Source organism: Streptomyces sp. NPDC059851 (assembly GCF_042732005.1).
Lineage (GTDB): Bacteria > Actinomycetota > Actinomycetes > Streptomycetales > Streptomycetaceae > Streptomyces.
Window position 1 is genome coordinate 24,908 of sequence record NZ_JBHWJJ010000075.1, and the last position, 12,316, is coordinate 37,223.

9 protein-coding genes and 1 pseudogene are annotated in these 12,316 nt (G+C 71.6%); 5 read left to right on the top strand and 5 right to left on the bottom strand.

Going from position 1 to position 12,316, the window contains the following annotated elements; all coding sequences use genetic code 11:
- Window positions 1-58 precede the first annotated feature (58 nt).
- The 4 genes from ACFV7Q_RS23835 to ACFV7Q_RS23850 all read right to left on the bottom strand — a co-directional run bounded on the left by ACFV7Q_RS23835 (window position 59) and on the right by ACFV7Q_RS23850 (window position 6,042).
- Window positions 59-1,861 carry an ABC transporter ATP-binding protein gene (locus ACFV7Q_RS23835; protein ID WP_385431299.1) on the bottom strand — a complete coding sequence of 601 codons (1,803 nt, stop codon included), beginning with the start codon at window positions 1,859-1,861 and terminating at the stop codon, window positions 59-61.
- Window positions 1,858-3,564, bottom strand: a complete 1,707-nt coding sequence (locus ACFV7Q_RS23840; RefSeq protein WP_385431300.1) for an ABC transporter transmembrane domain-containing protein — start codon at window positions 3,562-3,564, stop codon at window positions 1,858-1,860. The genes ACFV7Q_RS23835 and ACFV7Q_RS23840 overlap by 4 nt, the downstream gene beginning before the upstream one ends.
- On the bottom strand, window positions 3,561-4,673 hold the full coding sequence (locus ACFV7Q_RS23845; RefSeq protein WP_385431301.1) for a methyltransferase: 1,113 nt from the start codon (window positions 4,671-4,673) through the stop codon (window positions 3,561-3,563). Before ACFV7Q_RS23845 ends, ACFV7Q_RS23840 begins: the two co-directional genes overlap by 4 nt.
- Before the next feature lie 358 nt (window positions 4,674-5,031).
- Window positions 5,032-6,042 carry a polysaccharide deacetylase family protein gene (locus ACFV7Q_RS23850; protein ID WP_385431302.1) on the bottom strand — a complete coding sequence of 337 codons (1,011 nt, stop codon included), beginning with the start codon at window positions 6,040-6,042 and terminating at the stop codon, window positions 5,032-5,034.
- A 208-nt stretch (window positions 6,043-6,250) separates the two neighbouring features.
- Between ACFV7Q_RS23850 and ACFV7Q_RS23855 the strand changes: the two genes are divergently transcribed.
- Window positions 6,251-7,873: a putative glycoside hydrolase gene (locus ACFV7Q_RS23855; protein WP_385431303.1), complete on the top strand. Its 1,623-nt coding sequence runs from the start codon at window positions 6,251-6,253 to the stop codon at window positions 7,871-7,873.
- Window positions 7,874-8,203: 330 nt separating this feature from the next.
- A complete protein-coding gene (locus ACFV7Q_RS23860; protein WP_385431304.1) occupies window positions 8,204-8,554 on the top strand; it encodes a hypothetical protein in 351 nt (116 codons plus the stop codon).
- Window positions 8,555-8,838: 284 nt separating this feature from the next.
- Here ACFV7Q_RS23860 and ACFV7Q_RS23865 read toward each other — a convergent pair whose 3' ends face one another.
- Window positions 8,839-9,210 (bottom strand): SCO4225 family membrane protein, encoded by a 372-nt coding sequence (locus tag ACFV7Q_RS23865; protein WP_385431305.1) that lies wholly within the window; start codon window positions 9,208-9,210, stop codon window positions 8,839-8,841.
- A gap of 132 nt (window positions 9,211-9,342) precedes the next feature.
- Between ACFV7Q_RS23865 and ACFV7Q_RS23870 the strand changes: the two genes are divergently transcribed.
- The 3 genes and pseudogenes from ACFV7Q_RS23870 to ACFV7Q_RS23880 all read left to right on the top strand — a co-directional run bounded on the left by ACFV7Q_RS23870 (window position 9,343) and on the right by ACFV7Q_RS23880 (window position 12,295).
- Complete coding sequence (locus ACFV7Q_RS23870) at window positions 9,343-9,612, top strand: hypothetical protein (RefSeq protein ID WP_385431306.1); 270 nt, start codon at window positions 9,343-9,345, stop codon at window positions 9,610-9,612.
- Window positions 9,613-9,912: 300 nt separating this feature from the next.
- Window positions 9,913-10,237, top strand: a pseudogene (locus tag ACFV7Q_RS23875) (FAD-dependent monooxygenase); the annotation flags it as partial.
- A gap of 561 nt (window positions 10,238-10,798) precedes the next feature.
- Window positions 10,799-12,295, top strand: a complete 1,497-nt coding sequence (locus ACFV7Q_RS23880) for an FAD-binding oxidoreductase (RefSeq protein WP_385431307.1) — start codon at window positions 10,799-10,801, stop codon at window positions 12,293-12,295.
- Window positions 12,296-12,316 lie beyond the last annotated feature (21 nt).

Below are 12,316 nucleotides of genomic sequence, written 5' to 3' on the forward strand. Positions count from 1 at the left end.
CCCCACCGACGGGCAGCCCCTCACCCCCGTGTCACCCGTGTCACCCGTGTCACCCGTGTCACCCGTGCCAGGACTTCCACAGCTGGGCGTACGCCCCGCCGCGGCCCACCAGTTCGTCGTGGGTGCCGCTCTCGGTGATCCGGCCGTCCTCCAGCACCACCACCCGGTCGGCGTCGTGGGCGGTGTGCAGCCGGTGGGCGATGGAGACGACCGTGCCGCTCAGCAGCCCGGACAGGGCCCGTTCCACCGTGCGCGCGGTGTGCGGGTCGAGCAGTGCGGTCGCCTCGTCGAAGACGACGACCGGCGGGTCGAGCAGCAGCAGCCGGGCCAGCGCCAGCTGCTGGGCCCGGGCCGGGGGCAGCTCGGCCGCACCTGAGCCGACCTCGTGGTCCAGGCCCAGCGCCGACGCCCACTCCCAGGCGGCCACGGCCCGCAGGGCGCGCTCCAGGTCCGCGGGTTCCGCGTCGGGGCGGGCGATGAGCAGGTTGTCGGCCAGGGTGCCGCGGAACACGTGGTACTCCTGCGTGACGAGGATGACGCCCTGGCGCAGCGCGTCCGGCGGCAGTTCCGTCAGGGGCACCCCGCCCAGGGAGACGCTGCCCCGGCCGGGGGTGTCGATCCCGGCGAGGAGGCGGCCGAGGGTGGACTTGCCGGCCCCCGATGGGCCCACGACCGCCAGCCGCTCACCGGGGCGTACGTGCAGGTCGACGCCGCGCAGGCTCTCCTGCCGCTCGCGGTAGGCGAAGTGCACCCCGGTCACGTCGATCGCGCCGTCCCGGGGGGCGGGCCGCGGCGTCGCGTCCGGGCCGGTCCTGCCGGGGGCGTCGGCGGCGGCGTCGCGGACGCCGAGGATGCGGGCCATGGAGGCTCCGCCGACCTGGAGTTCGTCCATCCAGTACAGCAGCGTGTCCACGGGCCCGATCACCTGCTGGACGTACAGGGTGGCGGCGGTGACGGCGGCCAGGCCGACCAGCCCCTCGATGTACATCAGTCCGCCGATGACCAGGGTGGCGGCCACCGGCAGGATGTAGCCGGTGTCGGCGATCGGCAGGTAGGTGCTGCGCAGGTTCAGGGTGTGCAGTTCGGCTGCGTAGGAGGCGGCGATGTCCGCGTCGGTGCGGCGGCGCCGCCGCCCCTGGAGTCGGAGCGCCTCCACCGTGCGGGCGCCCGCCACGGTCTCGCCGAGGTGGTCGGTGAGGCGGGCGTACGCGGAGTTGGAGCGCAGGTAGCCGGCGCGGGCCCGCCTGAGGTACCAGCGGGTCGACAGCCACAGCACCGGTACGGCCACCAGGCAGGGCAGCACCAGCAGCGGGTCGGTCAGGCAGACGGCCCCGATGGTCAAGGCGATGGTGGTGCCCGCCACCAGGGTGTCGGGGACGGCCCGTTGCACGGTGAAGGCGAGGACGTCGACGTCCCGGGTGGTCCGGGTGACCAGCTCGCCCGTCCCGGCCCGCTCCACCGCGGGGGTCGGCAGGGACAGCACCCGGTCGACGAACTCCTCGCGCAGCTCGGCCAGTACGGTCTCGCCGAGCCGTAGGGAGGCCAGCCGCGCGAAACGGGTGAGGACCGCCTGGAGGACCACCGCGGCGCAGATGGCGAGGGCCACCGGGGTGACCGCGAGCGTGCCGTGCGCTGCGTCCTCGACGATCCGGCCGAGCAGCTGGGGCGCGGCCAGCGCGGCGAGGCAGGCCAGCGCGTGCAGGGCCAGTGAGCCGGCCAGCGGGCCGCGGTGCCTGAGCATGGTCCGCCGGGCGTGGGCACGGACCTCCCGGGGGGAGGCGACGGGCAGCCGTTCGGCGGGCGGGGCGGCGGGGTCGGCGTCGGGGTCCGGGGCGGTGTCGGTGGTGGCGGGGGCGGTCATGCCAGGACCTCCCGGGTGACGACGGCGCGGTAGTCGGGGTCCGCGAGGAGGGTCTGGTGGCGCCCTCCGGCGACGGCCTTGCCGTCCTTGACGAACACCACGGCGTCGGCGCGGTCGAGGACGATGGGGCTGGTGGTGAAGACGACGGTGGTCCGGCCCACGCGGTACGGGCCGAGGTTCCGGGCCACCCGGCCCTCGGTGTGGGCGTCGAGGGCGTTCGTCGGGTCGACGAGGACGAGCAGCTGCGGGTCGGCGAGCAGGGCACGGGCCAGGCGCAGCCGCTGCTGCTGCCCGCCGGAGAACTCGCGTCCGCCGGTGATCTCGTGTGCCAGCCCGTCGGGCAGGGCGTCGACGACGTCCCGGGCGGAGGCAGCGTCCAGGGCCCGCAGGACGGCGTCGTCGGGGCGGTCGTCTCGGGGATCGAGCTCCGTGCCGAGCCGCCCGGCGAAGAGGGCGGCGTCGTTGTCGGCCAGGAGCACGTGGTGGCGCACGTCGTCGGTGCGGTGGGCGGACAGGGGGGTGTCGCCGCGCCGGACGGCCGAGTCGGTGTATCCGCAGAGCCGTTCTGCCAGGGCCCGCGCGTCCCCGTCCGTGCCGCACACCACGGCGAGCAGCCGGCCGGGCGCAACGGTCAGTCCGGAGTCGGGGTCGTGCAGCGGGAGGTCCGGTCCGTCGTCCTGTAGCGGCAGGGTGCCGGAGGGCACTGCCCGCTCCAGGCGCAGGAAGTCCAGGACCCGCCCGGCCGCGACGTTGGCGCGGGTCAGCTGGTCGAGCATGGTCGTGACCTGGCCGAGCTGGTCGGTGAGGAAGACGGCGTAGCCGTAGAAGGCGACCAGCAGGCCCGGTTCGAGGCGGCCGGTGCTGACCTGGTGCGCTCCGAGCCAGACGATGGCGACCAGCAGCGCCCCGGGCAGCAGGACGCGCAGGAAGGCGATGTCGGCGACGGTGGCCGCCACCCGCGTGCCCTCCGCGCGCACGGCCTGGGAGCCCTCGCGGTAGCGGCGGCCGTAGGCCCTCTCGCCGCCGAAGCCGCGCAGGACGCGCAGCCCGTCGATGATGTCGACCGACAGGTCGGTGAGGGCGCCCTGCTCCTCGCGCAGCCGCTGCTGGCGGCCGTGCAGCACGCGCAGCAGCCGGGCGACGGCGGCGGCGATCAGCGGAACGCCGAGCAGCACCAGCAGTCCCAGCTGCCATGACGTGACCAGCATGAACACGGCGGCGAAGAGGATCGAGACGACTGCACCGCTGCCGCGTGCCGTGCCCTCCAGGGCGGTGCCGAGGTGGCCGACGTCCATGGCGCTGACGCTGACGACCGAGCCGGTGGAGGCCCGCCGGGGCAAGTCCGCACCGAGCTCGGCGGCCTGGCGGACGACCAGCTGGGTGGTCCCGTACACGGCCCCGAACCGGTTGGTGGTCGACGCCCGGTCGCGCAACATGCCGACGACCGCCTGGAAGACGCCGAGGGCGAGCACCGCCCCGCCCCACAGCAGCAGCGCACCCCGGTCGCGCTGGAGCAGTCCCCGGTCGATTCCGAGGGCGACGGCCGCCGGCACCAGCGCCTGGGCCAGGGTGCACAGGACGCCGAACACCGTGGCCAGGGCGAGGCTGCCGCGGTGGCGGGTGGCCAGCCAGACCAGGTAGCGGACGGGGGAGGCGGTGGCGGGGGCCCCGGGATCGGCGGCGGGGAACCTGCCCCGGCTCACGGCTTGGTACCGATGGTCAGGCCGTGCTCGTAGGGGTAGCCGGTGAGCGTGCGTACGTCGCCGAAGCCCGCCCGGCCCATCCAGTGCTCGTAGTCGCGGGCCGGGTAGGCCATGCCCTGGCCGCTGGCGAGCACGTTGAGGTAGAGGGAGAGGCGTGCGGAGTACCAGCCGCGGGTCTCGTCGTCGGAGACGTTGTAGCCGTAGACGAAGACGCTTCCGCCGGGAGGGAGGACGGAGTGCGCCTTCGCCAGCAGCTCCGTGATCTGCTCGGCGGAGAAGATCTCCAGCACGTGGCTGAAGAGGACGGCGTCCGCACCGGCCGGGAAGGGGTCGGTGAAGAGGTCGCCGGGGTGCAGCCGGATGCGGTCGGCGGCCTCGGCATCGGAGCCGGCGTCGGAGCGGGCGTCGGTGGCCAGCCGCGCGACCGACGGGATGTCGAAGACGGTCGAGCGCATGCCGGGGTGGCGGGCGAGCAGCCGGGCGCTGGTGGTGCCGTCGCCGCCGCCGACGTCGAGCAGGTGCCGTACGGTCGCGAACTCCTCGGTCTCGACCAGCGCGTCGAGGCTCTTGAGGGTGAAGGCGCTCATGCTGCGGTGGAAGACCGCCTCGCGCTCCGGGTCGTGGGCCAGGCGGCGGTAGAGCGTAGGCTCCTCGCCGGGGTGCGCGTCGAGCGCGGTGTTCGTGCCGGCTGCGAGGGCCTCGGTCATGCGGGCGAAGGCGGGGTAGTAGATCTCCCTCCACCCGGTGAGGATGTGGCGCCAGCTGTCGGGGCCGTCGGGTGCGAGGAGTTCCGCGGCCGCCCGCGCGTTGTGGTAGGTACCGTCGTCGTGCCGCTCCAGCAGGCCGGTGGTGCACACGGCGTGGAGGAGGACCCGGAGGGAGTGGGCCGGCACGCCGGTGGCCGCGCGCAGCTCCTCGAAGGAGGCGCCGGGGTGGGCGGAGAGATGGCCGAAGACGTCCCATTCGAGTGCGGTGACGACGGCGTTGAAGAGGGCCGGGGCGTTCACCAGGAAGTGGAATCGCTCGGCGACGGTATCGACGGCGGGGACGGCCGGGGCGCTCGGAGCGGTCGCCGGGGCGCCGACGGGGCCGCCCGGCTGGCCGGCCACGGAGGGCAGGTCGGGCTGGCGGGGCTGAGTCGTTGGGGCTGGCTGTGCCGTGTCGGCAGACGGATTCAACGTCGCACCTCTCGTCAACAGATCGGTGCGGGCCGCTCACGGGGGCACCGCGGCCGATTCCAAGATCACGATCGCGCCATCGCATGCTGGCACAGGCCCCACGGGCCTGCAAGAACGATCGATGCGATCCGGCCGCCGCCGACCATGGGCGTCGGGCGCCCCCGCCGCCACCGCACCACGAGCCGCTCCCTCACGCCTGCGCCGGCCGGGCGGCCGGTCGCACCAGCCGGTCCGGCGCCGCAGAAGCTCTGGTCGGGGGTGCTGTCGACGCCTGCGATGCCGACACGGGTCAGTACGGCCGCGCCCGCTTCGCGAAGGCCGGCGACAGCTCGTACTGCAGGGCGCTCGGGAAGGCGACGGTGTTCGGGTCCCCGTCCGAGACGTACCGGCTCTTTCCGGCAGCGAGCTCGTCCAGCCAACGCGACGAACCGAACTCGGCGTCCTCGTCGTCGTGTCCCGCTGAGCGGATCCGGGGGATCGCGCCGGGTGTGAAAGCCTTCGCGAACGGCGAGACCGACGGGTTGGCCCCCACGAGGTACACCCCGTCGTACCGGTAGCCCGTTCCGCGTGCGGCGAGTCCGGCCGGCTCGGGCATGGCGCCGAAGGGCAGGGCGAGCGAGGTGACCTGCGTGCCGGGCACGGCCTTCTCGATCGCCTCCTGACCGGCTGAGATCGCCCTCCCGACGCCCGCCCGGTCCAGAGAGCGAAGGTTCTCGTGGCGGCCGGTGTGGTTGGCGACCTCGTGCCCGTGCTCCTTCAGCCAGGCCAGGGCCTTGGCGGAGCCTGTGGCCGAGAAGGCGTCCGCGTTGACGAAGAAGGTCGCCACCGGCTTGAAGGCGGGGTACTTCTTCGCGGTTTCCGCCAGAACGGCGACTGCGGTGTCCGGCGCCGGGGTGCCGTCCGGGCCGAGGCGCACCTGGCTGTTGGTCGAGTCGTCGAACGTCAGGACCACGGGGTGCGTGCCTGCCGGGATGTCGATGCGGCCCGTCTGGAAGTCCCGTGCCGTCACCGGCACGTAGTTCTCCCGAGCGAGACGCTCCAACTCGGCCCGGAAATCGGCCGGGGTGCGGTCGTAGACGCTGGCCGGATTCTCGGTGAGCTGGTGGTACATCAGCACCGGCACCTGGCCGAGTTCGTTGGCTCCGACTTCCGCCGGGACCTTCGCAGGGACGGGGCCGGCCGCCGCCGACGACGCGGCAGCATGGCCTCGCCCCGCGGCCGGTGACGGCCCCGTGGAACAGCCGGTGGCGAGCAGGGCGGCGCCCGCCAGGGCACCGAGCGGGATGAGGGGGTGGCGCATCAGAAGCCTTTCCGAGGCAATGTGTCGCGCCATGACTACCTGCGACGTGAGCCCCCATACCGCACCGTCCCCTGCATGGCGTAGCCGCCGCGCCGGAACTGATCGCGGCCGTTCGTGTGAAATCCGAGCAGAACAAGGCGACCGGCACACCGAGCGGCAATGAATGGAGGCACATCCGGCCCACGCCCACGGCACGAAGGAGCTCAAGATGTTCCCCACACGCATGCCGCATTCCAGCTCCTCCCTCCGTCCCCGGAGCCCGGCCCGTCGGCGTGCCCTCATAGCAACGACCGGAGCGGTCGCGCTGGCCGGAGCGGGCGTCGGAGCCTGGACGTTCCTCGCGCCGGGCCCGGCCATCCAGGGTGTGAGCGACGGCATGGTCCTCGATGGGCGCGCGGCCGCGAAGGTCAGTGCTCACCTCGCCGCCGACGCGGCCGGCGGTAGGAACGAGCTGCGCGTCACCCTGGACGGTGCGGCGGTCCCCGTCACAGCCGATGGCGCCCGCCTGAAGCTCGTCCTTCCGCACCTCAAGGAAGGCCGGCACACCCTGGTGGTGGCCGGCGGCAGCAGCCTCCCCTTCGCCTCGTCCCGGCAGATCGTGGGCTTCACTGTCGATGCCACTGCCCCCGAGCTGAAGGTGGCCGCCCCCGAGATCAAGAACGCCGCCCCCGTGACCATTGCCGGCAATGCCTCCACCGACGCCCAAGTGAGCGTCAACGGCAAGCGGGTCCCCGTCGACAAGGCCGGGGCCTTCAAGGTCACGGTGCCGAAGGGCACACCCTTCGTCACGGTCACCGCGGTGGACCGCGCCGGAAACACCACCACCAAGGACGTGTCCACCCGGGGACGCCGCCCCATGATCCGGGCCGCGCACATCACGGCCATCGGCTGGGCCGACGACACGCTGCGCGGCGACATCCTCGCTCTGGTCCGCAGCGGCAAGCTCAACGCCGTCGAGTTGGACGTGAAGGACGAGGACGGCGAGGTCGGTTACGCCTCCCAGGTGCCGCTGGCCCGCCAGATCGGCGCGGCCAAGGGCTACTACGACGCCCGCAAGGCGATCGCCGAGATCCACGCCGCCGGCGCCCAGGCCATCGGCCGCATCGTGGCCTTCCGCGACCCCAAGCTCGCCTCGGCCGCCTGGAAGTCCCGCAAGAAGGACCAGCTCGTACTGACCCCAGCCGGAGATCCCTACGACGGCGGGCACTACGGAGCCCTGTCCTTCACGAACTTCGCCAACCCCACGGTCCGCAAGTACAACCAGGACCTCGCCGTCGAAGCAGCTCGGCTCGGCTTCGACGACATCCTCTACGACTACGTGCGCCGACCGGACGGCCCACTGACGGACATGCGCTTCCCGGGCATCGGTACCGCCACGCCCGAGCAGTGCATCACCTCGTTCGTCGCGGAGACCCGGACCGCGATGCGTCCCCACGCCAAGTACCTCGGCGTCTCGGTCTTCGGTATCGCCGCGACCCGCCCCACCGAGATCGCGCAGGACATCGGTTCCCTGGTCAAGTCCGCCGACTACATCGCACCGATGGTCTACCCGTCCCACTGGGGGCCGGGAGAGTACGGCGTCGCCCAGCCTGACACCGCCCCGTACGCGATCGTGCAGCGTTCGCTCGCCGACTTCGCCCGCCAGGCGAAGGGGACACAGACCGAAATCATCCCGTGGCTGCAGGATTTCTCGATGGGCAGCACCTACGGGCCGGCTGAGGTGGCCGAACAGATCAAGGCCGCGGCAGCGAACAAAATGAACTCCTTCATCCTCTGGAACGCCGGCGCCCGCTACCAGGGCGCGGCACTCCCCCAGATCGCCACGCGCTGACGGGGCCGGCCGTTCCTGTTGAGTGACCGCCTGAGTTGCGCGCACTCACCAAGCGGCTGATCGCCACCGGGCAGCGGCAGGCGGGCGACCCGGACGTGCGGGCATCGCTGACCCGCACCGCCGCGGCAGCCCCACAGCACGGTCCGGACTCCACGGCACGGTGGGCTTTCGCCGACCGTGCCGTGGCCGCTGTTGCTGCGGCGGATCGTGTGCGTGCTGCCACGGAGCGCCTCGCGCAGCCCGCGCGGGCACGCGCCCGGAAAACGCGGTACGCGGGTACGAAGCTACGGCCATACGATGAAGGGGGCACCGCGCGACCATAGGGGCTACGTGCTCGGCTTCACCGTATCCGTCGTCATTCCGACTGGGGAGCAGGCAGAGGACCTCAAGGACAGCAGCCACCACCACGGCAGCGATCGCATCCTGGCCTCCTGGACGACGACGGACGTGCTGATGTGGCTGAACGACCTTGTGCAGCACGGGAAAGCGCAGGAGATCCTCTGTTCTGGGTACCCCTTGCGTTACACCGCCCGGGCCGGTGACGTGCTGCCTCTCCTCACCGACGAAGAACTGCTCGGGATAGGGCGGTGGCCGTTCACGGACCCGTATCTGGATCCCGACCTGATCGCGGCGTGTCCGCCCGACGAGCTGCTGATCATCGATGCCTGGGACCAGTCCTGAACGCCACGAACAAGCGCGACGAGCCCGTCGCAGCGAGGTGACGCCTCGCTGTTCGTCGAGGTGCTGAGCCACATCCGCACGCCCCGACCTGGGGGACCGCCCGCGGATCGGGACCAGACCGGACACCGGCGCCGCCGGGGCCCACGTCGCGCGAGCGGGGCTCAACCGACACACGGTCTGCAGCAGGTGGTGCTCCGGCTCAGCCGCGCAACCGGTCGGTCGCCGTACCCCGTCTTCATAGGGGGCACGACGTCGCTGGGAGCACGACCCCGAGACCGGCGGGCTCAAGCACGATCGGTCTTGGACCCCGCGCCCCTGGTGGTCAGCCGTGAATCGCTCCTGACACCGCCGGACCGCTGCGATCTCGCCCGGACGGCGCGCGCCGACAACCCGAGCAGGAATGCCTGAAAGGTGTACGAGAACACGACGACGCAAACCACCACGGCGTCCCCCCGGGCCCAGGCCCCGAGAGAGTTGATCGCTGTAACCAGCACGAGAAGCGTAGGCAGACCGAGCAAGCCGCCCAGCAATCCCCCGACATAACTGCCGTTGATTGCGAAGCCGAACACCAGGAAGAAGGCAGCCAAGCCGAGGTAGGACCCCGACAGCCAGTTGCCGAAGGTCAGGCGCACGAACGTACGCAGTCCTGTACGCATGGTTCTCCGTGAGTAGCTTTCCGGCAGGCCAGCGTACTCGTACGCGGCGGGAGGCCCTGCCCCGCACCACCCTTCTCCGCCCTCTCCGCACTGGCGCCGAGGCGGTTCGAAGGGACGGCTAGGATTGCGCGCATGACTCATACGGGGGACGGAACGCGAGGATCGGCCACGCGTGGCCAAGTGATGGCGCTGGGCCTGCTGTCGGCGGGCATAGCCCTGCTGGCGAAGTGGCACGAGGGCCCCGTCTTCTGGTGTGGCGCCCTTCTGGGAATCGCCGGCATCGGCGGGTATTTCGCCCAGTTCGACACCCCGCGCGGGGTGGCCCAATGGTTTCTTGCCGCCGTCGGTTTTTGCATGGTGTTCATGTTCGGTCTGCAGTTGCTGATCGGCGTCTTCTCCTGACTCCCCTGGCACCGCCGTGCACCCATTGAGCAGCCGGCAGCGACGTCATTGCATGTCGGCGACGCGGCAACCGTATCCCTGACGGCCTGCATACTCGGCCGGGACCCAGCCCCTTGAGCGCTGGCAGGAACACCGGCTGGCGGTCTGCAGCAATGCACCGACGGTCGCCGACTACCTGAGTGCCACCCGTCAGCGTCCGCAGGTCGGGGCGACTACGCACCTACGGCAGGGGCGGACCGGGCAGGATCGCATCACCGGCGACACGGGGCTCGCCTCACGATGCGGCCACAGGGGTCGGCAGCCGACGACGACACGGGCCGACGCCCCGAGGTGCAGCGCGGTGAGCTGCGGCAGCTCCTGCTCGACTCGTTGCCGGCCGGCACCGTCCGGTGGGGTCGGAAGGTTGGTGGCGTCCGGCTCCCTCGGCGGGGGTCACCCCGAGGTGGCAGTCGCAGTCGGCGGCGCCGTCGTCACGAACCTGCCGGTCGGCGCGGACGGCACGTCGTCACGGGTCCGGCCGCTGCTTTCCGCCGCACAGCGGTGCGTCGGCAAGTCCGTGGTGGAGACCTACCTGTTCGACGCCGACACCCCGCACCCTGCCGCCGCGAAAGCGGTCGGCGGAGGTCCGCCAGGACTCCGCGCAGGGAGATCTTCGCTCACGGGTCGCCGCTGTCACCCGACACGCACAGTCACGGTGGCGCGGCCGCCCGGGCGGCCGCCGTCGTGCGGGCGGGCGCGCGGGGCTCCCGGCCCAGCACGGCCGGAAGACCCGCGGTGGGATGCCGCGGCGGGTCAGGGACCGTCGGCAGCCTCTCCCGCGAAGGTGTCCGCGAACCCGCGGGACGGGTGCATTGCCGACCTGCCCGGAAGCGGCCCGGAGGCTCGCCCAAGGCGGCCCAACCGCATTGATTTTTCCGACCTGCTGGGCCGCCGGGGTCTCGGTCAAGCGCCCACGGCCGCCTGAATGAGCCGGCAGCCGAGACACAAGTGGGTTGGCCGGCCAGGGCGGTCGTATCACCAGCCAAGCACACCGGGTTCGTGCCCGGGCCACGACGTTGGCCGCTTCGGCCGTGATTGCGAGTGTGTCGACGCGGTCCACCGCATTCGTCCTTGCTACTGTCCACTTCGCCCAAATCGCCCGTAAGGGAATGATTCGCGCCCGCTGGTGGCCGAGAGGAAACGGACCATGAACGACTTTTCCCGTCGTAAACTACTCAAGGCGACAGCGGTCGCCGGTGCCGGTGCGGTCGTCGCGCAGGGCGTCGCGTCCACCGAGGCTCACGCTGCGAGCGCCGCGAACGCGGCGCCCGGGGACGCGAAGTGCGCGCCGGCGAAGCTGACCGGCCGCATCGTCCGCCCCGACGACGCCGGGTACACGGAAGCCCGCCTCGGCTGGGACCAGCTCTTCTCCCACTATCCGCTGGTCATCGTCTTTGCCCAGAACACCCAGGACGTGGTCAACGCCCTTACGTGGGCACGGCAGAACGACGTCGCGCTGCGGGTCCGGAGCGGCCGCCACAGCCTGGAGGGCTGGTCGAACGTCGACAACGGCCTCGTGATCGACATCAGCGAGCTGAAGTCGGTGCGCATCGACAGTGGCGCCCGTGTCGCGACTGTCGGCGCCGGACTCAACCAGCTGGAAGCGGTGACCACGCTCGCGGAGCAGAACTTCGCCGTGACGACCGGCACCGAAGGCAGCGTGGGCCTGGCCGGGGCGACACTCGGCGGCGGCTTCGGCTTCCTCACCCGCTGGCTCGGCATGGCCTGCGACAGCCTGATCGGTGCCGAAGTCGTCGTTGCGGAAGGCGCCGGGTGCGCCAAGGTGGTCAAGGCCGATCTGCACAACAACCCCGACCTGCTCTGGGCGCTGCGCGGAGCCGGAAACGGCAACTTCGGGATCGTCACCTCACTCACCTACAAAGTGGCCCCCCTTAAGAGCGTCACTTATGTGCAGGCCACTTGGGACGGAATCGGCGACCTGCCCAGGATCTTCGACGCCTGGCAGCGCACAGCGCCGTACACGGACGACCGTCTCGGCACCCAGCTCGAAATTCACCGGAACCAGATCCTGCTGTTCGCGGTCCTCGCGGAAGGAACACCCGCGGAGGCGAAGAAGCTGCTGGCCCCGATCCTGTCGATCGACAGCCCCCAGGTCTCGGTGCAGGTGGGGAACTGGGGCGACGTGTACACGGGCTTCCAGATCCCGACCGCGAACGAACCCGCGAACTGGAAGTTCTTCTCGCAGTTCACCAGAAAGCCGTTCCCGAGGAAGGCGATCGGCGTGATCTCCTCGTTCATGCGGGACGCGCCCACGGACGACAGCAACTTCTTCACGCAGGCGTTCGGCGGGGCCGTCAGGAAGAGCCCCCGCGGCGGCACCGCGTTCCCGCACCGCGACGCGCTCTTCTACTCCGAGCCCGGCGCCGGCTGGGGGACCCGCTCCGACGAGCCGGGCGTCTGCGACCCGCTCACCCCGCAGGCCCAGGCGTGGATCGCGGAATTCAGCCAGGCCCTGCGCCCCTACGTAGACGGTGCCTACGTCAACGTGCCGAACGTCGGCATGCAGGACTGGGAGACCGCCTACTGGGGATCGAACTTCGACCGACTGCGCAAGATCAAGGCGGAGTACGACCCCCACAACGTCTTCAAGTACGAGCAGAGCATCCCGCCCGCGACCCGCTGAGCGAGCAGGTTTGAGCCCCCC